Source organism: Aeromonas sp. FDAARGOS 1414, from assembly GCF_019047065.1.
GTDB classification, from domain to species: domain Bacteria; phylum Pseudomonadota; class Gammaproteobacteria; order Enterobacterales; family Aeromonadaceae; genus Aeromonas; species Aeromonas veronii_A.
The window spans coordinates 4,148,676-4,169,092 of the sequence record NZ_CP077210.1; the positions used below are offsets into that span (position 1 = coordinate 4,148,676).

The 20,417-nt window shown below is 59.4% G+C and carries 15 protein-coding genes and 1 riboswitch; of the genes, 13 read left to right on the top strand and 2 right to left on the bottom strand.

The genetic code is table 11. The annotated features are described in order from the left end of the window. Window positions 1-169: 169 nt before the first annotated feature. Together metH and rimK are read left to right on the top strand one after the other, a co-directional pair. Window positions 170-3,865, top strand: a complete 3,696-nt coding sequence (gene metH / locus I6L44_RS18825; RefSeq protein WP_216954503.1) for a methionine synthase — start codon at window positions 170-172, stop codon at window positions 3,863-3,865. A 231-nt stretch (window positions 3,866-4,096) separates the two neighbouring features. Continuing rightward, window positions 4,097-4,993 carry a 30S ribosomal protein S6--L-glutamate ligase gene (gene rimK / locus I6L44_RS18830; RefSeq protein WP_005340088.1) on the top strand — a complete coding sequence of 299 codons (897 nt, stop codon included), beginning with the start codon at window positions 4,097-4,099 and terminating at the stop codon, window positions 4,991-4,993. Window positions 4,994-5,088: 95 nt separating this feature from the next. Here rimK and I6L44_RS18835 read toward each other — a convergent pair whose 3' ends face one another. Both I6L44_RS18835 and I6L44_RS18840 read right to left on the bottom strand, forming a co-directional pair. Further along, the gene (locus I6L44_RS18835) at window positions 5,089-6,333 is read right to left on the bottom strand and encodes a HAMP domain-containing sensor histidine kinase (RefSeq protein ID WP_216952774.1); all 1,245 of its coding nucleotides are present in this window, start codon (window positions 6,331-6,333) and stop codon (window positions 5,089-5,091) included. Then, on the bottom strand, window positions 6,330-6,998 hold the full coding sequence (locus tag I6L44_RS18840; RefSeq protein ID WP_019446511.1) for a response regulator transcription factor: 669 nt from the start codon (window positions 6,996-6,998) through the stop codon (window positions 6,330-6,332). Before I6L44_RS18840 ends, I6L44_RS18835 begins: the two co-directional genes overlap by 4 nt. Before the next feature lie 88 nt (window positions 6,999-7,086). Here I6L44_RS18840 and I6L44_RS18845 point away from each other — a divergent pair, with 88 nt between their 5' ends. From I6L44_RS18845 to I6L44_RS18895, 11 genes are all read left to right on the top strand, one after another. After that, on the top strand, window positions 7,087-7,509 hold the full coding sequence (locus I6L44_RS18845; protein ID WP_216952775.1) for a hypothetical protein: 423 nt from the start codon (window positions 7,087-7,089) through the stop codon (window positions 7,507-7,509). Window positions 7,510-7,595: 86 nt separating this feature from the next. After that, window positions 7,596-8,081, top strand: coding sequence for a hypothetical protein (locus I6L44_RS18850; protein ID WP_216952776.1), 486 nt, complete (start codon window positions 7,596-7,598; stop codon window positions 8,079-8,081). Between the two features lie 260 nt (window positions 8,082-8,341). Then, entirely contained in the window at window positions 8,342-9,805 is a 1,464-nt protein-coding gene (aerA, locus tag I6L44_RS18855) for an aerolysin AerA (protein WP_216954504.1), read from the top strand. A gap of 271 nt (window positions 9,806-10,076) precedes the next feature. Continuing rightward, window positions 10,077-10,189: riboswitch (TPP riboswitch) on the top strand. Between the two features lie 280 nt (window positions 10,190-10,469). Then, complete coding sequence (gene thiC, locus I6L44_RS18860) at window positions 10,470-12,461, top strand: phosphomethylpyrimidine synthase ThiC (RefSeq protein ID WP_302055901.1); 1,992 nt, start codon at window positions 10,470-10,472, stop codon at window positions 12,459-12,461. Then, on the top strand, window positions 12,458-14,065 hold the full coding sequence (gene thiE, locus I6L44_RS18865; protein ID WP_216952777.1) for a thiamine phosphate synthase: 1,608 nt from the start codon (window positions 12,458-12,460) through the stop codon (window positions 14,063-14,065). The genes thiC and thiE overlap by 4 nt, the downstream gene beginning before the upstream one ends. Next, window positions 14,055-14,849, top strand: a complete 795-nt coding sequence (locus I6L44_RS18870; protein WP_216952778.1) for a HesA/MoeB/ThiF family protein — start codon at window positions 14,055-14,057, stop codon at window positions 14,847-14,849. Before thiE ends, I6L44_RS18870 begins: the two co-directional genes overlap by 11 nt. Then, window positions 14,846-15,052, top strand: a complete 207-nt coding sequence (gene thiS, locus I6L44_RS18875; RefSeq protein WP_110304204.1) for a sulfur carrier protein ThiS — start codon at window positions 14,846-14,848, stop codon at window positions 15,050-15,052. The genes I6L44_RS18870 and thiS overlap by 4 nt, the downstream gene beginning before the upstream one ends. Before the next feature lie 85 nt (window positions 15,053-15,137). Next, the gene (locus I6L44_RS18880) at window positions 15,138-15,905 is read left to right on the top strand and encodes a thiazole synthase (protein ID WP_042081355.1); all 768 of its coding nucleotides are present in this window, start codon (window positions 15,138-15,140) and stop codon (window positions 15,903-15,905) included. 35 nt (window positions 15,906-15,940) lie between these two features. Continuing rightward, window positions 15,941-17,158, top strand: a complete 1,218-nt coding sequence (thiH, locus tag I6L44_RS18885) for a 2-iminoacetate synthase ThiH (RefSeq protein ID WP_216954507.1) — start codon at window positions 15,941-15,943, stop codon at window positions 17,156-17,158. Window positions 17,159-17,814: 656 nt separating this feature from the next. Continuing rightward, window positions 17,815-19,380: an ATP-dependent endonuclease gene (locus I6L44_RS18890; RefSeq protein WP_216952779.1), complete on the top strand. Its 1,566-nt coding sequence runs from the start codon at window positions 17,815-17,817 to the stop codon at window positions 19,378-19,380. Continuing rightward, window positions 19,365-20,387 (top strand): DNA helicase UvrD, encoded by a 1,023-nt coding sequence (locus I6L44_RS18895; RefSeq protein ID WP_216952780.1) that lies wholly within the window; start codon window positions 19,365-19,367, stop codon window positions 20,385-20,387. Before I6L44_RS18890 ends, I6L44_RS18895 begins: the two co-directional genes overlap by 16 nt. Window positions 20,388-20,417 lie beyond the last annotated feature (30 nt).

Sequence of the window (20,417 nt, forward strand, 5' to 3'; positions counted from 1 at the left end):
GGACGGGCATAGGTTACTCTCGGGCCCTATGTTACTCATTACCCATAAATGAGTATATGGTGGCGCATTTGGACTGATAGACGGCTAGATTTCCATTTTATTTGTTTGCTGTTAGGATGCTGTTTACGCAGTTGCATGGATGTAAGAGGAACACGCGGTGTCGAACGTAATGTCGAGCAGAGAGCCGAGCAAGCAGTCGGACGTAACAAAGAAGCTGGAAGCCTGCCTCAGGGAGCGGATCCTGATCATCGACGGGGCCATGGGCACCATGATCCAGGGCTACAAGCTGGGGGAGGCGGATTATCGGGGTGAGCGGTTTGCCGACTGGCATACCGACATCAAGGGCAACAACGATCTGCTGGTGCTGACCCGTCCGGCGGTGATCCGCGAGATCCACGAGCAGTATTGCGCTGCCGGGGCCGACATTCTCGAGACCAACACCTTCAACGCCACTCGCATCGCCATGGCCGATTACGAGATGGAAGAGTTTTCCGCCGAGATCAACCGTGAAGCCGCCCGTCTGGCCCGCGCCGTGGCCGACGAGTGGACGGCAAAAGATCCCGCCAAGCCGCGCTTCGTAGCAGGGGTGTTGGGCCCCACCAACCGCACCGCCTCCATCTCGCCGGATGTGAACGATCCCGGCAAGCGCAACGTCACCTATGACCAGCTGGTGGCCGCCTACACCGAATCGACCCACGCGCTGATCGAGGGCGGCGCCGACATCATTCTGATCGAGACCATCTTCGATACCCTCAACGCCAAGGCCGCCGCCTTCGCGGTGGAAGGGGTGTTCGAGGCGCTGGGCTTCAGCCTGCCGGTGATGATCTCCGGCACCATTACTGACGCCTCCGGTCGTACCCTCTCCGGCCAGACCACCGAAGCCTTCTATCACTCGTTGCGCCACGTCAAACCGGTCTCGTTCGGCCTCAACTGTGCGCTTGGGCCCGATGAGCTTCGCCAGTATGTGGAGGAGCTGTCGCGCATCAGCGAATCCTGCGTCAGCGCCCACCCCAACGCCGGTCTGCCCAATGCGTTCGGCGAGTACGACCTCGATGCCGTCGAGATGGCGGAGCATATCCGCGAGTGGGCCCAAAGCGGCTTCCTCAACATGGTCGGCGGTTGCTGCGGCACCACCCCGACCCATATTCGTGCCATGGCCGACGCCGTGGCGGGCATCAAGCCGCGCGTGCTGCCCGAGCTGCCGGTAGCCTGCCGCCTGTCGGGCCTCGAGCCGCTGATCATTACCCCTGAATCCATGTTCGTGAACGTAGGGGAGCGCACCAACGTCACCGGTTCGGCCAAGTTCAAGCGGCTGATCAAGGAGGGGCTCTACGACGAGGCGCTCGACGTTGCCAAGCAGCAGGTGGAGAACGGCGCCCAGATCATCGATATCAACATGGACGAGGGGATGCTGGACGCCGAAGCGGCCATGGTGCGCTTCCTGAACCTCATCGCCGGTGAGCCGGATATCGCCAGGGTGCCTGTGATGATCGACTCCTCCAAGTGGGAGGTGCTGGAAGCGGGCCTCAAGTGCGTGCAGGGCAAGCCGGTGGTCAACTCCATCTCCATGAAAGAGGGGGAGGAGAAGTTTATCCAGCAGGCCAGATTGCTGCGTCGCTACGGCGCCGCCGTCATCGTGATGGCGTTCGATGAGGTGGGTCAGGCCGACACCCGCGCCCGCAAGTTCGAGATCTGCCAGCGCGCCTACCGGATCCTGGTGGATCAGGTCGGTTTCCCGCCGGAAGACATCATCTTCGACCCCAATATCTTCGCGGTGGCGACCGGCATCGATGAGCACAACAACTACGCGGTGGACTTCATCGAGGCGGTGAAGGACATCAAGACACACCTGCCCCACGCCATGATCTCCGGCGGCGTCTCCAACGTCTCGTTTTCGTTTCGCGGCAACGAGCCGGTGCGCGAAGCCATTCACGCCGTCTTCCTCTACCACGCCATCAGGAACGGTATGGACATGGGGATCGTCAACGCCGGCCAGCTCGCCATCTATGAAGACATTCCGGCGGAGCTGAAAGAGAAGGTCGAGGCGGTGGTGCTCAACCTCAATGACAACGCCACCGAAGAGCTGCTGGCCATCGCCGAGAAGTATCGCGGTGCCGGTGCCCAGGCGGAGGATCCGCGGGATCAGGAGTGGCGCAGCTGGCCGGTGGGCAAACGGCTGGAGCACGCACTGGTCAAGGGGATCACCGACTTTATCGAAGAGGATACCGAAGAGGCGCGCGCTGGCGCGGAGAAGCCGCTGCACGTCATCGAAGGGCCGCTGATGGATGGTATGAACGTGGTCGGCGACCTGTTCGGCGCGGGCAAGATGTTTCTGCCGCAGGTGGTGAAATCGGCCCGGGTGATGAAGCGGGCGGTGGCCTATCTGCAGCCCTATATCGAGGCGGAAAAATCGGGCGGCTCCAGCAATGGCAAAATCGTGCTGGCCACCGTCAAGGGTGATGTGCACGACATCGGCAAGAACATCGTCGGGGTGGTGCTGCAGTGCAACAACTTCGAGATTGTCGACCTCGGGGTAATGGTCTCCTGCGAGACCATTCTCAAGACTGCGCGTGAGGTCGGCGCCGATATCATCGGGTTGTCGGGTCTCATCACCCCGTCCCTGGACGAGATGGTGCACGTGGCCAAAGAGATGGAGCGTCAGGGCTTCAAGCTGCCGCTGCTGATCGGCGGTGCCACCACCTCCAAGGCCCACACTGCGGTGAAGATCGAGCAGAACTACTCGGAGCCTGTGGTCTATGTCTCCAACGCCTCCCGCGCGGTGGGGGTGGCCCAGAGCCTGCTCAGCCCGGATCTGAAGGAGGCGTTTGTCGCCCGCATCGACAAGGAGTACGAGATCGCCCGGGATCAGCATGCCCGCAAGCAGCCGCGCTCCCGCCCGGTCAGTCTGGCCCATGCCCGCGCCAACCGGCACCAGCTGGACTGGGTTGGCTACCAGCCGCCGAAGCCCCACGAGCTCGGGGTGCAGAAGTTCGAAGATGTGGCCATTTCGGTGTTGCGCCCCTACATCGACTGGACGCCGTTCTTCCTCAGCTGGGAGCTGGCGGGCAAATTCCCGCGCATCCTCGAGGACGAGATCATTGGCGAGGAGGCGACCAAGCTGTTTGCCGACGCCAACGCCATGCTGGATCAACTGGAAAAGGATCAGAGCGTGCGCTGCGCCGGGGTGGTCGGCCTGTTCCCGGCCAACGCGGTAGGGGACAGCATCGAGGTCTACAGCGACGAGTCCCGCACCGAGGTCATCAAGGTGCTGCACCACCTGCGCCAGCAGAGCGAGAAGCAGGGCTTCCCCAACTACTGTCTGGCGGACTATGTGGCGCCGAAAGAGAGCGGCAAACCGGACTGGATCGGCGCCTTCGCGGTGACCGGTGGCATCGGTGAGGAGGCCATCGCCAAGGCCTACAAGGCGCAGCACGATGACTACAACGCCATCCTCATTCAGGCGGTGTGCGACCGTCTCGCCGAAGCCTTTGCCGAGTATCTGCACGAGCAGGTGCGCAAGGTACATTGGGGTTATGCTCCCGACGAGGCCCTCAGCAACGAGGAGTTGATCCGCGAGAACTATCAGGGTATCCGCCCGGCCCCCGGTTATCCGGCCTGCCCGGAGCACACCGAGAAGGGGAGCATCTGGGAGCTGCTGGAGGTGGAGCAGGCCATCGGCATGCAGCTCACCGAATCCTACGCCATGTGGCCGGGGGCGGCGGTATCGGGCTGGTACTTCTCCCACCCCGAGAGCAAATACTTCGCGGTGGCGCAGATCCAGCACGATCAGGTGGAAGATTACGCCGCCCGCAAGGGTATGACGCTGGCCGAGGCCGAGCGCTGGTTGGGGCCAAACCTGAACTGACTCCCGCGTGACATCGGTTGATCTTTAACGAGAAACGGCGGCATCCTTGCACGGGTTGAACAACCTGCGCAGAGCCGCCGTTTAACCTGTTGGTCACAGTGATGTGGTAGCGTGCGGTTTGGTGTGGTTTGTCTTGTTGTCAGGATAAACAATTGGCGTTGTCTTGGCGCTGTGGCACCTTATACTCTCCCGCCCCATCCTGCCCAGGCACAGCCTTCTAGCGGAATTGTCATGAAGATCGCCATTTTATCCCGTGAGCCGAAAAACTACTCCACCCGCCGTCTGGTCGAGGTGGCGCAGGCGCGCGGTCATCAGGTAGAGGTGCTCGACACCCTGCGCTGCTATATGAATATCGCTTCCCACAACCCCTCCATTCACTACGAGGGTGGGGAGCTGGGAAGTTATGACGCCGTGATCCCGCGGATCGGGGCCAGCATTACCGCCTACGGCACCGCCGTGCTGCGCCAGTTCGAGATGATGAACACCATGGCCCTCAACAGCTCGGTGGCTATCAGTCGTTCCCGCGACAAGCTGCGGGCGATGCAACTGCTCTCCCGCCATGGCATCGGCCTGCCCATCACCGGCTATGCCCACAGCACCCACGACGTGCCCGACCTCATCACCATGGTGGGCGGGGCGCCGCTGGTGGTGAAGCTGCTGGAGGGAACCCAGGGGATTGGCGTGGTGCTGTGCGAGACCCAGAAAGCCGCCGAGAGCGTGATCGAGGCCTTTATCCAGACCAACAACAACATTCTGGTGCAGGAGTATATCCGCGAGGCCAATGGCGCCGATATCCGCTGTCTGGTGGTCAACGGCAAGGTGGTTGCCGCCATGCGCCGCCAAGCCCAGCCGGGGGAGTTTCGCTCCAACCTGCACCGTGGCGGCACCGCCGAGGCGATCAAGATCACCCCGGAAGAGCGCGCCACCGCGGTGCAGGCCGCCAAGATCATGGGACTGGATGTGGCGGGGGTGGATATCCTGCGCAGCGCCCGTGGCCCGCTGGTGCTGGAGGTCAACTCTTCCCCCGGCCTGCAAGGGGTGGAAGCCGCCTCGGGCAAGGATGTGGCCGGCAAGATCATCGAGTTCCTCGAACTCAAGGCGAGCCGCAAGAACAAACCGGCGGAGTGAGCCGCGGGCTTGCATCCGTCAGATAGAAACAGGGCGCCCTCGGGCGCCTTGTTGCTATCTGGCTGGTGGGTTGGCGGTGCCACTGCGCCCTCACCCTAACCCTCTCCCAAAGGGAGAGGGAACTCTCCGGCGGCGATCATCGCCAGCCGGGCGCTGAAAATTCCGTCCTTCAGCCGGGTATCGATCTGCCAGCCCAGCTTCTCGCAGATGCGCTGAATGATGGTGAGGCCACAGCCGTAGCCGAGGATCTGATCCGGCGCCGCCGCCGTCGGGTTGCTGATGGTGAGCACCGGGCCACACAGCTCGATGTCGATATGTCCCTCGGCATAGCTCAGGGCATTTTTCAGCAGGTTGCCGAGGGCGATGGCGAGCAGGGAGAGGGGGGCGTTGACTTCGCTGCTCTCGTCCAGATTAAGCCGGATATCGAGGGCCTCCCGCTGCAACAGCGGAGCGAGGCGGGCCAGCTCCTGACGGATCAGCGGGGTGACCTGTTGCAGCGGTCGCTCCACTGCCTCCTTGCGGCCCAGCAGCAGGAAGGTCTCGGTGAGCAGCGCCATCTCGTCGGCGGCGGCGCGGATGCGGATGGTGGCGCGGGCGGCCGGTGCGGGCAAGTCCGTCACCTTGCCGAGCAGGGCCGCCGAGCCCTGGATCACCATGTTGGGGGTGCGCAGCTCGTGGCTGGCGAAGCGGCTGAACTCCTGCTCGCGGGCGAACACTGCGCTCACCTCCTGCTTGCCGGCCAGCAGCGCCAGCTCGATATCCCGCAGCTCCTGCCAGGGGGCGTCGGGTTCGAAATCCGCCTGATCCGGGGTGAGGTGGGCGACCCTCTGTTGCAGCCGTTGCAGCGGCCCCGTGATATGGCGCACCAGCCAGATGCCGAAGCCGAGGCAGGCGAGCAGCAGCGCCAGCCCGATCAGTCGGGTGGCCAGATGCAGCTTGTCTTCGTAGGGGTCGAGGTAGTCGTCGGCGTCGTCGTTGAAGACCAGATAGAGCAGTCCCTCGCCGGAGGGGTGACGGGCCACCAGAAAGTGTTTGTCCTCTTTGCCCAGTTGGTGCTCGAAAAAGCCGGGGGTCTGGTAGGGCTTCAACCACTTGGGCAAGCGGCCTGCCTCGGTCCAGTAGCTGGAGAACTGTCTGGGGCTCGGGGCAGCCGCAGCCGGGCCGAGTCGCAGCCAGTCATCGCTGTAGCGGGTCACTTCGGCTTCCAGCCAGTGGCGCAGGCTCAGCTCCTCCATCTTGTCCTCGGCCACCAGCATCAAGCCGGAGAGCAGGATCAGCAGCACCACCCCGGCGCCGCCGAGCGCCATGATCAGGCGGCGGCGCAGGCTCGGCAGGCTCATGCGCTCACCAGTCGATAGCCCTGACCGTGCAGGGTCTCCAGCATGGGAGTGGGGAAGGGTTTGTCGAGCGCGTTGCGCAGGGCGTAGATATGGCTGCGCAGGGCATCGGAGTCGGGCTCCTCATCCCCCCAGACGGTGTCGAGTACCTCCTGACGGCTGACGATGGCGGGGGCGCGGCGGGCCAGCAGGGCGAGGATTTGGAACGGGATCTTGCCGAGCTTGAGGGGCTCACCGGCGCGGGTGGCGCGGCCGCTGGCGACATCGACCGTCAGATCGCCAAAGCTGATGGCCCCCACATCGCCGCGCGGGCCACGCAGGCTCAGAGCTTGCAGTCGCACCTCCAGCTCCTCCATGGCGAAGGGCTTGACCAGATAGTCATCCCCTCCCGCCTTGAAGCCCGCCAGCTTGTCTTCCAGGCTGTCGCGGGCGGTGAGAAACAGCACGGGAGTGGCAATCCCCTGCTCGCGCAGGCGCGCCACTGTGCTGAGGCCATCGAGGCGCGGCATCATCACATCCATGATGATGACGTCGAAACGCTGCTCCTCCAGCAGTTGCAGCGCCGCCTGACCGTGATAGGCACAATCGAGGCGGTGACCGGCCAGCTCCAGATAATCCATGATGGTTTCCGCCACCTGAGGATTGTCTTCCACTACCAAAATCTTCATGCTTTGCTCTCCTGGTTGGTGAGCGTTTCACGCTCTTTTCACACCGGATTCGGCATCCTGTTTGCCAGTGTAACCCCGAGGATCCCTGATGAAGAAGTCTCTCTGCGCCCTCCTGCTGTTGATCTTGTTGCCACTTGGCACCGCACAGGCGACCGAATTCAAACTGACCGGCCGCACCACCTGGCAGCTTGGCCAGTTGATGGTCAACGGCATGCCGTTCGTGATCGACGACCAGACCCGCTTCAAGGATTGGCTCAACGAGGATGATCTCGGCGGTACCTGGGTCGAGATGAAGGGGGTGGTGGAGAACGGCGTGCGCTATGTGCGCAAGGTCGAAGCCCTCGACGAAGATGACAAGGACGAGATGGATCTGGAGGGGCCGGTCGAAGGGGAGCGGATCTGGGGCTACACCACCTCGGACAACAGTCTGGTGCCGTTTGAAGGGCGCTGGCTGGAGCTGGAGTGCAAGTTTGACGGCATGCGCCTGAGCCGCTGCCGCGAGGATGACTGATCCGATCTCTGCGTTCCGATTAGAAATGCTCCCGAATGAAGCCCATGCTTGTCCAGCATGGGCTTTTTGTTCAGGGACGAACGAAGATGGAACAATCGAGAAAGTGGTGTGCATGGATGCTGGGTGTGCCGCTCTGGGCGGCGCAGGCGGGAGCCGACGAATTATGGCTGGTGGAGCTGGAGCACAGCGATGGCATCCGCCTGCAATTTCAGGGGGCCGAGGTGGAGCAGGGCAGTGCCGCCATCTGGCGGCAGGGGGAGATTTGGCCGCAGCCACTCAAACCCGGCGACCAGCTCGCTCTGCTGGTCGCCGATGGCGTTGCCACCCGGATTGAGCTGCTGGCCGCCAGAGCCCCGCTGGCCAATCAGCCCTGGCTGCGGGCGCAAGATCGCCTGCAATCCTTCGATGACCGGCAGCTCACGCTGGCCACCCTGGGCACTGTGCGACTCAATCCGCAGGTGCGCTGGGTCAACGGCTCGGCCGCCGATCTGCATGCCGGGAGCGAGCTGGTATTGATCCGTTCGGCGGATGGAATATTGCAGGGAATTGAAGTGGTCAATCCGGAAGAGTAATTCAGCATCTTCTTATTTAATATGGTTTCACCATATTGTGGCAGGCACTAAATAATGCCTGTCACAATATTTATGATTTATTCCTCAATAAAGTCATCACTCTAATTATTTTCTTATACCGCCATTATTTTGTTTGTCATGGATGTTTTTTGGTGGTTTATTTTATTTGTGTCAGGTTTTGTCGGAGTTCATCCCTGTCAAATGAAAAAGGATATTTCTACACAATAACAATTATCGCATGTCTGAAAGAGGGATAAATGATGAATAGAATAATTACCGCCAATCTGGCGTTTTTGGCGTCTTCATTGATGCTCGCTCAGGTGCAGGCGGCTGAACCTGTCTACCCTGATCAGGTCAAGTGGGCGGGTCTTGGCACGGGCGTCTGTGCCAGTGGTTACCGTCCTCTGACCCGCGATGAAGCCATGAGTATCAAGGGTAATCTGGTCAGCCGCATGGGGCAGTGGCAGATCACCGGGCTGGCGGATCGCTGGGTGATTATGGGGCCTGGATATAATGGCGAAATCAAACAGGGCACTGCCGGAGAAACCTGGTGTTATCCCAACTCACCGGTTTCCGGAGAAATACCAACACTCTCTGTCTGGAATATTCCGGCGGGTGATGAGGTCGATGTACAATGGCGTCTTGTCCACGACAATGATTATTTTATCAAGCCGGTCAGTTATCTCGCCCATTATTTGGGATACGCCTGGGTGGGTGGAAATCATAGCCCCTATGTCGGGGAAGATATGGATGTTACCCGGGTTGGCGATGGCTGGTTGATAAAGGGAAATAATGACGGCGGTTGCTCCGGATATCGTTGCGGGGAGAAGAGCTCCATCAAGGTAAGCAACTTCTCATATACCCTGGAACCCGACTCCTTCAGCCATGGTCAGGTCACCGAGAGCGGCAAGCAGCTGGTCAAGACCATCACGGCCAATGCGACCAACTACACCGACCTGCCCCAGCAGGTGGTGGTGACCCTGAAGTACGACAAGGCCACCAACTGGTCGAAGACCGACACCTACAGCCTGAGCGAGAAGGTGACCACCAAGAACAAGTTTCAGTGGCCGTTGGTGGGGGAAACCGAACTGGCCATCGAGATCGCTGCGAGCCAGAGCTGGGCTTCCCAGAAAGGGGGCTCAACGACCGAGACCGTCTCGGTTGAAGCGCGCCCCACGGTGCCGCCTCACTCCAGCCTGCCGGTGCGGGTTGCCCTCTACAAGTCCAACATCTCCTACCCCTACGAGTTTAAGGCCGAGGTCAATTATGACCTGACCATGAAGGGCTTCCTGCGTTGGGGCGGCAATGCCTGGTATACCCATCCTGAGAATCGCCCCACCTGGGAGCACACCTTTGCCGTCGGCCCGTTCCGCGACAAGGCGAGCAGCATCCGCTACCAGTGGGACAAGCGTTATATCCCGGGTGAAGTGAAGTGGTGGGACTGGAACTGGACCATCAGCGAGTATGGTTTGTCGACCATGCAGAATAACCTGGGTCGTGTGCTGCGCCCGATCCGTTCGGCAGTGACCGGTGACTTCTATGCCGAGAGCCAGTTTGCCGGCGATATCGAAATCGGTCAGCCCCAGATCCGTTCCGCGGCCTCTGCCCAGTTGCGTAACGCCTCTGCTGAAGGTGTGGCACTGACCGGCGTGGATCTGGATCAGGAGGCTCTTGCCAACGAAGGGTTTGGCAATGTATCCCTGACCATAGTGCCGGTTCAATAACCTCCCTCGCAGGCCCCTTTCATAGGGGCCTGTTTCTGTTCTGCGCAAGACGCGGCTCTTGCTTTGTGTCCCTCGACTTTCCCTCTTTTTCTCCTCTTGTCCCTGCATGATCACTGCGGGAACCTGTGGCGTGCCAAGGTGATGCCAACGCAGGTTTGACCTGTACTTGGGGTGGCCCCGTGAGCGAGGCATCGTTCACTCATTTGTTAAGAGAGGCGTGTTGGCCAGATTGTTAACGGCTTGTGCTTTAGATTTTCCCCCTTATACTGGCGCCATCTTGTCGGAGTGCTGACCGTCGAACGACGCGAAGCTGAGACCGTTAATTCGGGATCCGTGGAACCTGATCAGGTTAAAACCTGCGAAGGGAACAAGGGTAACTTGCGGGTTACCGCGCCGGGGGAGGAACAAGCCTCTTCCGCTCATCGAAGGGATCACCCTTGATGGGTCAGGGCGCACAGGAGGGAGTCTGTCCCGTCCGGTTGTCCAGCACGTGGGGCGCCTTGCCCACAGCGTGCAGAGAGCGGGAAGTGGCAGAACAGCAGCGCGGAGATCCATCCCGCGCGCACTCCCTCCCGAGATAAACACCCCGCCGCAAGTTCATCTTCTCCTCGAACTCCAGACAAGCAAATACCCATAACTTCAACCAGTTAATGTGAGTTTTGCTATGTCTACTTCCGTATCTGATACCGCCAAATCCAGCCGCCGCGAGCAGCGCTCCAGCGCTCAGGCCTTTATCGACAGCCTCAAGGGGATGGCTCACCCCAACTCCCGCCGCATCTTTATCGAAGGCTCCCGCGCCGATATCCGGGTGCCCCTGCGGGAGATCCAGCTGGCCGACACCTTCATCGGCGGCACCAAAGAGGCTCCTCAGTTCGAGCCCAACGAGCCGGTGCCGGTCTACGACACCTCGGGCCGTTACGGGGAGGAGGGGGTCGCCATCGATGTGCGCCGCGGTCTGCCGCGCCTGCGGGAGAACTGGGTGCTGGAGCGCGACGATACCGATGAACTGCCGGGACTCAGCTCCACCTTCACTCAGGAGCGGCTGGCCGATGAGGGGCTGGATCACCTGCGCTTCGAGCATCTGCCGAAACCGCGCCGCGCCAAGCCGGGTCGTCGGGTCACCCAGCTCCACTACGCCCGTGCCGGCATCGTCACTCCCGAGATGGAATTTATCGCCATTCGCGAGAACATGGGCCGCGAGCGGGTGCGCTCCGAGCTCCTGCGCACCCAGCATCCGGGCCGCGATTTCGGTGCCCGCCTGCCCCAGAACATCACCCCCGAGTTTGTGCGCGATGAGGTGGCCGCCGGTCGCGCCATCATCCCCAGCAACATCAACCACCCGGAAGCGGAGCCGATGATCATCGGCCGCAATTTTCTGGTGAAGATCAACGCCAACATTGGCAACTCGGCAGTCACCTCCAGCATCGAAGAGGAGGTGGAGAAGCTGGTCTGGTCGACCCGCTGGGGCGCCGACACCGTGATGGATCTCTCCACCGGCCGCTACATCCACGAGACCCGCGAGTGGATCCTGCGCAACAGCCCGGTGCCCATCGGTACCGTACCCATCTATCAGGCGCTGGAGAAGACCAACGGCATCGCCGAAGACCTCACCTGGGAGCTGTTCCGCGATACCCTGCTGGAGCAGGCTGAGCAGGGGGTGGACTACTTCACCATCCACGCTGGCGTCCTGCTGCGCTTCGTGCCGATGACCGCCAAGCGCCTCACCGGCATCGTGTCGCGCGGTGGCAGCATCATGGCCAAGTGGTGCCTCTCCCACCATAAAGAGAACTTCCTCTACCAGCACTTCCGCGAAATCTGCGAGATCTGCGCCGCCTATGACGTGGCCCTGTCGCTGGGCGACGGTCTGCGCCCCGGCTCCGTCTATGACGCCAACGACGAGGCCCAGTTCGCCGAGCTGCGCACCCTGGGTGAGCTGACCAAAATCGCGTGGGAGTACGACGTGCAGGTGATGATCGAGGGGCCGGGTCATGTGCCGATGCACATGATCGAGCGCAACATGACCGAGCAGTTGGAGCACTGCCACGAGGCACCGTTCTATACGCTCGGCCCGCTCACCACCGACATCGCACCGGGTTACGATCACTTCACCTCCGGCATCGGTGCGGCGCTCATCGGCTGGTACGGCTGCGCCATGCTCTGCTACGTCACCCCCAAGGAGCATCTGGGGCTGCCCAACAAGGAGGATGTGAAGCAGGGGCTGATCACCTACAAGATCGCCGCCCACGCCGCCGATCTGGCCAAGGGGCATCCGGGGGCCCAGATCCGCGACAACGCCATGTCCAAGGCACGCTTCGAGTTCCGCTGGGAGGATCAGTTCAATCTTGCCCTCGACCCTGACACTGCCCGTGCCTACCACGACGAGACCCTGCCGCAGGAGTCCGGCAAGGTGGCTCACTTCTGCTCCATGTGCGGGCCCAAGTTCTGCTCCATGAAGATCACTCAGGACGTGCGCGACTACGCGGCGAAGCTGGAGGCCGTTGAGATCAAGCTGGTCGGCATGGATGGCCAGCAGGAGCAGGTGGTGGCTCAGGTGGAGAGCGGCATGGCCCGCATGGCGGAAACCTTCAAGGAGACCGGTGGCGAGATCTATCATCAGGCGGCGGCGCTGAAACAGGCCGCAGGGGAGGAGGCGTGAGCAGCGCAAGCGGGGCTGTCAGCCCCGCCGATCTGCTGCCTGTGACGGACTCCCGCCCAGTTGTCTGGACCATCGCCGGTTCAGACTCCGGCGGCGGTGCCGGCATTCAGGCCGACTTGCACACATTGCACGACCTCGGTGTGCACGGCTGCTCGGTCATCTCTGCCATCACCGCCCAGAACTCGGTGGCGGTGAAGATGGTTGACCCCGTGCTGATGCAGACCTTCACCGCCCAGATCGACGCCCTCGGTGTCGATCTGCCGCCCGCCGCCATCAAGATCGGTCTGCTGCCGACCCGGCTGCATGTGGAGGTGCTGGCCCGCCGGTTGGCGGCCATCGAGGCCCCCTTCGTGGTCTACGACCCGGTGGCCATCGCCAGCACCGGCACCCCGATGGCGGAGCCCAATATGCTGGCGGCGGTGCGCGAGCAGCTGTTGCCGCGCCTCTCGCTCATCACCCCCAACGGCCCCGAGCTGGAGGCCCTGACCGGCTTGCCGGTCAGCAGCCCCGATCTGGTGCGCCTCGCCGCCCGCCGTCTGCGCGAACTCGGTGCCCGCGCCGTGCTGGTCAAGGGCGGCCATCTGGAGTGGAGCGGCGATCTCTGCCTCGACTACTACCAGGATGAGACCCGCGAATTCTGGCTGGCGGCGCCGCGCCTGAATACCCGCCACGGCCACGGCACAGGTTGCTGCTACGCCAGCGCCATCGCCGCCGTGGTGGCGCAGGATTATCCGGTAGAGGACGCCATCACCCTGGCGCGAGCCTACCTGCAACAGGGGCTGGCGGCGGCGCAAGGAGTTGGGGCAGGCCCCGGCCCCATCGCCCATCTCGGTTGGCCCGCCGATCTTGCCCACTTCCCTCGCGCCGGATTGGCGGGCTCAACCCTCGATCGCCGCTTCGGACTTTATCAGACAAGCAGTGCCCGCCTGCCGGATGGCCCCTTCGCGCCGACCGAACACAACCTCGGCCTCTATCCGGTGGTCGATTCGGTCAAGTGGCTGCGCCGCCTGCTGGGGCAGGGGGTCAAAACCATCCAGCTGCGGATCAAGGATCTGCCCGCCGCAGAGGTGGCACCAGCCATTCGCGATGCGGTAGCGCTCGGTCGCCGCCATGGGGCGCGGCTCTTTATCAACGACTACTGGCAGCAGGCCATCGAGGCGGGTGCCTGGGGCGTGCATCTGGGGCAGGAGGATATGGAGACCGCCGATCTCGCCGCCATTCAGGCGGCCGGGCTGCGCCTTGGCATCTCCACCCACGGCTACTTCGAGCTGATGCGGGCCCGCGAGCTGGCCCCCTCCTATATCGCGCTGGGTCATATCTTCCCGACTAACACCAAGGCGATGCCGTCTCGCCCGCAGGGGCTGGTGCGGCTGCATCGCTACCGCGCCCTGATGTGCGACTGGCCGACGGTGGCCATCGGCGGCATCAGCGAGGAGCGGGTGGCGGCGGTCAAGGCAAGCGGGGTCGGCAGTATCGCGCTGGTCTCGGCCATCACGGCCAGCGATGACTGGCAGGGGGCGACCGAACGGCTGCTCGCGGCCGTGGGGGCGGGGGATGAGCCACGCTCGGCTTCTGCCATAAGGGAGGTGGAACATGCGCTCTGATGCCGCTTCTCTTAGTGACAAAGAGTATTTGCGATACGGCCGCCAGCTGATGCTGGCGGAAGTGGGGGAGGCGGGGCAGGCGCGGCTCAAGGATAAATCGGTGCTGATCGTCGGCCTCGGCGGGCTCGGCTCGCCGCTCGCCCTCTATCTGGCTGGGGCCGGTGTGGGCACCTTGTGGCTGGCCGATGGCGATACGGTGGATTCCAGCAACTTGCCGCGCCAGATCCTGTTCGATAGCGAGGCGGTCAACCACTCCAAGGCAGAGCTGGCCCGCGAGCGGTTGGCCGCCCACAACCCGCTGGTGGAGCTGATTGCCATCAACCAGCGGCTCGATGCCGCCAGCCTGCCGGAGTTTGTGGCCGAGGTGGATCTGGTGATCGATTGCTGCGACAACCTCGCCACCCGCCAGGCCATCAACGTCGCCTGCGTGGCTCAGGGCAAGCCCTGGCTCTCCGCCGCCGCGGTGGGCTGGCAGGGGCAGCTGATGGCGCGCACCAGCAGCGATCACGCCTGCTACGCCTGCCTCTATCCGCTGGATACCAAGCTCGCCCAGAGCTGCGAGACCAGCGGCGTCACCGGCCCGCTGGTCGGAGTGATGGGCTCTTTGCAGGCGCTGGAGGCATTGAAACTGCTGCTCGGGATGCCGAGTCCGGTCGCCGGCACATTGCGCCGCTTCGATGCGTTGACCCATCAGTGGCAGACCCTCACTCTGGCTCCCGATCCCGATTGCCCGGTTTGCGGACTGCGCCGATGCCCGACACACGATAAGGAGATCACCCCATGACCCTCACCGTTCGACTCAATGATAAAGCCCAGTCGCTGGCGACAGGGCAGAGCGTGGCCGACCTGCTGGCTGCACAGGGGGTCAATCCCCAAGGGGTGGCGGTGGCCCTTAACGGCGCCGTGCTGCCCCGTGGCCGCTGGGCCGAGACCCGTCTTAATGACGGGGATGAAATTCACCTCTTCACCGCCATTGCGGGAGGCTGACCCATGATGCTCACAGTCCCATCTTCGCGTGCTCTGCCTTGCGGTGGAACCTCATCTCTTCTTATCGCAGTGGCAGGAGGCTGACATGCTCAAGATTGCCGATCACACCTTCTCATCGCGCCTCTTTACCGGCACCGGCAAGTTTGCCCGCCCGGAACTGATGGCCGCCGCCATCGAGGCGAGCGGCTCCCAACTGGTCACCATGGCCATCAAGCGGCTCGAACCGGGCAAGGCCCACGACGATATCCTGAGCCCCTTGCTGCAACTCGGGGTCAAGCTCTTGCCCAACACCTCTGGCGCCAAGACTGCCGCCGAGGCGGTGTTTGCCGCCCATCTCGCCCGCGAGGCGCTGGGGACGAACTGGCTCAAGCTGGAGATCCACCCCGATCCGCGCTATCTGCTGCCCGATCCCATCGAGACGCTGAAAGCCGCCGAGCAGCTGGTGAAAGAGGGCTTTGTGGTGCTGCCCTACTGTGGCGCCGACCCCGTGCTCTGCAAACGGCTGGAAGAGGTGGGCTGCGCTGCCGTGATGCCGCTCGGTGCGCCCATCGGTTCCAATCAGGGGCTGGTGACCCGGGAGTTTCTCTCCATCATCGTCGAGCAGGCCAATGTGCCTGTGGTGGTGGATGCGGGCATAGGTGCGCCGAGCCATGCCGCCGCCGCCTTTGAGCTGGGCGCCGATGCCGTGCTGGTCAACACTGCCATCGCGGTGAGCGGCGATCCGGTCGCCATGGGCCGCGCCTTTGCGCTGGCCTGCACCGCCGGTCGCAGCGCCTATGAGGCTGGCCTTGGCGCTCGCGCCCTGCAGGCGCAAGCCTCCAGCCCGCTCACCGATTTTCTGGGGGCGTTATGAGTCATGATGCTGGCTCGGGGCAAGAGCCAATCGCCATGTCCTCTTTCTCGGTTTCTCCCGAGGCGGATGTGTTTAGCCCCCCTCTCGACTCTTCACAAAATATGGGAGAGGGGCTGGGGGGGAGGGCTAAGGAGCCTACCTTTCTCGACCGATGGCAGGAGCTTGATTGGGACGATATCGGCATGCAGATCCGCGCCAAAACGGCTGCCGATGTTGCCCGCGCGCTGGGTTCACCCCGCCGCACTCTGGCCGATTTTATGGCTCTGATCTCGCCAGCCGCCGAGGCGTATCTGCCGCAGATGGCGGCCGAGGCCGAGCGGCTGACCCGCCAGCGTTTCGGCAACACCATCGGCTTCTATGTGCCGCTCTATCTGTCGAACCTTTGCGCCAACGACTGCACCTACTGCGGCTTCTCCATGAGCAACCGCCTCAAGCGCAAGACCCTGAATACAGAGGAGATTGAGCGCGAGTGCCTCGCCATCAAGGCGCGCGGTTTTGACAGCGTGCTGCTGGTGACCGGCGAGCACGAGCACAAGGTGGGGCTCGCCTATTTTCGCGAGGTGATGCCCATCATCCGCCGCCACTTCAGCACGGTGGGGATGGAGGTGCAGCCCCTCTCGCAGGCCGAATATGCCGAACTGAAAACCCTCGGCCTCGACGCCGTTATGGTCTATCAGGAGACCTACCACGCCCCCACCTACGCCCGCCACCACCTGCGCGGCAACAAGCGGGACATCGCATGGCGACTCGCCACGCCGGATCGGCTCGGCCGCGCCGGTATCGACAAAATCGGGTTGGGGGCGCTGATCGGTCTCTCCTCGGACTGGCGCGCCGACAGCTACTTTGTCGCCGAGCATCTGAGCTGGCTGGAGCGTCACCACTGGCAGAGCCGTTATTCGCTCTCCTTCCCGCGCCTGCGCCCCTGCACCGGTGGGCTGGAGCCTGCCGTGATCATGTCGGATCGCCAGCTGGCCCAACTTATCTGCGCCTGGCGCCTCTTCTCGCCCACGCTGGATTTGTCGCTCTCCACCCGTGAGTCGGCCACCTTTCGCAACGGCGCGGTGCGTCTTGGCATCACCCAGATGTCGGCCGAGTCGCGCACCCAGCCGGGAGGCTATGCCGAGGGGGATAAAGAGGAGCTGGAGCAGTTCGCCATCCACGACGACCGCCCGGTGGGGGAAGTGGCCGCCGCCGTGCGGCAGGCAGGGTTGCAGCCGGTGTTCAAGGATTGGGAGCCCTTCCTGGGCCGATAGGGGCGGCCACGCCCCCCTTTGCCGGTGGCATCCCGGCGTCCAGCCAGACTCCGTGCCTGTGGCAAGCAGGCACGGCTGCACCGTGCAATCGTAGGGTCGATTAGCCGGTAGGCGTAATCGTCCGTTCCGAGGTATGGCGTTGGCGGCAGGGGCTGTTGTGTGGTGGCACGGCCTTGCCGTGCAGGACGCGAGGCCGCTGGCCTCGACGAGGTTTCGCCCGCCCTTCGGGCTTGGGCGAGTAACTTTTCTTTGCGTGGCCAAAGAAAAGTCACCAAAAGAAAGGCCACCCCCGCCAATCCGACCGCTACGCGGTTGCCCTCGGGTCAGGTGCAAGGTCTGACGGACCGCCGCAGACGGCACATCCCTGTGCCGGCTGCGTCTGCGCCATCATCCCTGATGGCGCTCCTGACCTTGCCCCTTCCCCTCGGCGGATTGGAGGGGGAGTCAAGTGACGTGCCTTGTTTGAGCCCCTTTGTTCTCTTTCTTTACTACGGAGGGTATTTTCATTTGTCTATCTTACTTATTGCTTACTCTAACGTTGTGTAAAGGTGGTATCTCAAGTGATTTACGTGATTTACGTGATTTACATTGTGTTTTTTATTATTGATTGAATATATTATCCCAATGCTTTCATTCGGAAATAAGGCGCTTATCTAATGACATATATAACAAGGGTGAAACTGACGAATTTTAAAAAGTTCAGAGTTTATGATATTAAATTTGACCCTAAGAGAAATATTCTTGTCGGAGACAATGAGGCAGGTAAAAGTACGATATTGACAGCCATTGAGCTGGTATTGAGTGGGAGCAAGAGTAAGATAGAAAGCTTTGGCATTGAGTCTTTGTTAAATGCAGATGCAGTAGCAAATTTTCTCGCTGGGGAGAAAACGATCGCCAACCTACCTGTTCTCCACATAGAGCTTTTCTTGAATCAAACAGAAAATCCAGACCTTAATGGCCGAGTTAATAGTCTAGGTGTCAATGCTGATGGGCTGCAACTTATCTGTGAGCCAAATGATAGCTTGCATGCTGAGATTCAGCATGTTTTGAATTCTATTGGTGACAATTTCCCTTTCGAATTCTATGTTGCTAAATTCACAACATTTAGTGGTGAAGCATACACAGGATACAGAAAATTCCTAAAGCATCTCACTATAGATAGTTCTCAAATAAACAGTGAATACGCCAACAGCCAGTATGTTAGGTCTATGTATGAGGCTGAGGTTGAAGAGCCGATGAGATATAGATTGAGAAATGAATACCGGCAGCAAAAAACATTATTCAAAAATGAACACTTAGAAGATATTAACAATGCTTTAGGTGAATATGAATTCGCAATCCGCTCTAATTCCAAATATAATTTGGATACTGACTTAATGTTAACAGAAAGTGGGATTCCTATTGAGAATAGAGGGAAGGGGAAGCAGTGCTTTATAAAAACTGCATTTGCTCTTCGAGAGAGAAATGAAGCAAAAGCTATTGATGTACTGTTGCTAGAAGAACCGGAAAATCATCTTAGTCATACTAATATGGCAAAATTGATCTCGCAAGTGGAAGCATCCCACCACAATCAAATAGTCATGGCAACCCACAGTAGCATGATCAGTTCGAGATTAGATCTGAGAAAAACCATTCTTTTAAATAGTGCAGGTAGGAACCCTGCGACACTCGCTGAACTTAACCAAAATACGGCGAGATTTTTCATGAAAGCACCAAACCACAACATCTTGGAGCTGGTTCTATCTGAGACAGTTATTCTGGTTGAAGGAGATGCAGAATATATTATGATGCCTTGCTTATATAACAGGGTATCGGGTCGTAATTTAGAAGAAGATGGTATTCATGTGATTTCAGTCGGGGGAACTAGCTTTAAGCGCTACATGGAAGTATCTAAATTATTAGGTATTAGAGTCGCAGTTATCCGTGATAACGATAAAAATTATCAAAAAAACTGTGTAGATAATTATGCAGAGTATGTTTCTGAGTCCATATCAGTGTTTTCAGATCAAGATAATACAAGAAGCACTTTTGAAATTTGCATGTACGAAGACAACAAAGCTATATGTGATGAATTGTTCTCTGGGGGGCGGATAGAATTACCGCCACAACAGTATATGTTAGATAACAAGACAACAGCAGCGTTTAATTTGGTTGACAATAAATATAATGAGATTGAAGTTCCCGCTTATATTCGAGAGGCGATTGAATGGATAAACGCATAGTTTTGGCCGTCGCTGGTTCAGGAAAAACCAAATACATCATTGATAAATTGAGTGATGATTGCCGTGCGTTGATAATTACCTATACCGTTAATAATTATGAAAATATCAAAAAGCGTGTGCTGGAGAAGTTTGGTTTCATTCCGAAAGGGGTGAGAGTTTATACTTACTTCTCATTTATAATGTCATTTTGCATTCGCCCAATTTTTATTGGTAGCGCTAAAATAAAGGGAATTACATATAACGAACCACCTAGGTTTGAAAAAAGAAGAACGCATGGTCATTATTTCGATAGGAATGAAAGGGTTTATCATAGTAGAGCTTCAAAGCTATTGCTTGACTCTGATCTAGTTGCCCTGACCTCTGAAAGGATTGAGAGATACTTTGATCTATTTTGTATAGATGAAATTCAGGATTTTTCTGCCAATGACTTTGATTTTGTTATGAAACTGTTCTCTACTAATGTAAATATATTGATGGTTGGTGATTACTTTCAACACACTTTTGACACTAGTAGAGATGGTAATATTCAAAAGAATCTTCACGAAAGCCTTCATGGATACATAGGGAAATTCAGAGCGGCAGGCTTTACAATTGACACAGAAACACTATCTCATAGTTACAGATGCAGTCCTACCGTTTGTAAATTCATTGTAGATAACCTAGGTATTGAAATACGCTCTCATCGAGAGGATGTTGTTGGTTTGAAATTACTTTTAGATGATGTTGAAATTCAAGGGATAATGGAGGATGACTCCATTGTTAAATTGTTTTACAGGGAAAGTAATAAATATGTGGGAAGGGTGGACAACTGGGGGAATACTAAGGGGCTTGATGATTTCAATGACGTTTGCATTGTTTTAAATAAGACAAGCTTCTCAGCTTTTCAAAAAGGCAAGCTAGCTGCTCTAGCTCCATCAACCTTAAATAAGCTATATGTCGCGTGTACCCGTTCGAAAGGTAATCTTTATTTTTTGCCTGAAGAAAGATTAGAGAGTTACAAACGCTGAGCGGTTTAAGTGCACTTTTCCGATAAACCA

Bases quoted from the DNA above. Each gene is read 5' to 3' on its own strand.
- I6L44_RS18870 (WP_216952778.1), top strand. From the start codon at position 14,055: ATGCGCTCTGATGCCGCTTCTCTTAGTGACAAAGAGTATTTGCGATAC.
- thiH (WP_216954507.1), top strand. From the start codon at position 15,941: ATGTCCTCTTTCTCGGTTTCTCCCGAGGCGGATGTGTTTAGCCCCCCT.
- I6L44_RS18890 (WP_216952779.1), top strand. From the start codon at position 17,815: ATGACATATATAACAAGGGTGAAACTGACGAATTTTAAAAAGTTCAGA.
- I6L44_RS18895 (WP_216952780.1), top strand. From the start codon at position 19,365: ATGGATAAACGCATAGTTTTGGCCGTCGCTGGTTCAGGAAAAACCAAA.
- metH (WP_216954503.1), top strand. From the start codon at position 170: ATGTCGAGCAGAGAGCCGAGCAAGCAGTCGGACGTAACAAAGAAGCTG.
- I6L44_RS18845 (WP_216952775.1), top strand. From the start codon at position 7,087: ATGAAGAAGTCTCTCTGCGCCCTCCTGCTGTTGATCTTGTTGCCACTT.
- I6L44_RS18840 (WP_019446511.1), bottom strand. From the start codon at position 6,998: ATGAAGATTTTGGTAGTGGAAGACAATCCTCAGGTGGCGGAAACCATC.
- thiS (WP_110304204.1), top strand. From the start codon at position 14,846: ATGACCCTCACCGTTCGACTCAATGATAAAGCCCAGTCGCTGGCGACA.
- thiC (WP_302055901.1), top strand. From the start codon at position 10,470: ATGTCTACTTCCGTATCTGATACCGCCAAATCCAGCCGCCGCGAGCAG.
- I6L44_RS18850 (WP_216952776.1), top strand. From the start codon at position 7,596: ATGGAACAATCGAGAAAGTGGTGTGCATGGATGCTGGGTGTGCCGCTC.
- I6L44_RS18880 (WP_042081355.1), top strand. From the start codon at position 15,138: ATGCTCAAGATTGCCGATCACACCTTCTCATCGCGCCTCTTTACCGGC.
- rimK (WP_005340088.1), top strand. From the start codon at position 4,097: ATGAAGATCGCCATTTTATCCCGTGAGCCGAAAAACTACTCCACCCGC.
- I6L44_RS18835 (WP_216952774.1), bottom strand. From the start codon at position 6,333: ATGAGCCTGCCGAGCCTGCGCCGCCGCCTGATCATGGCGCTCGGCGGC.
- aerA (WP_216954504.1), top strand. From the start codon at position 8,342: ATGAATAGAATAATTACCGCCAATCTGGCGTTTTTGGCGTCTTCATTG.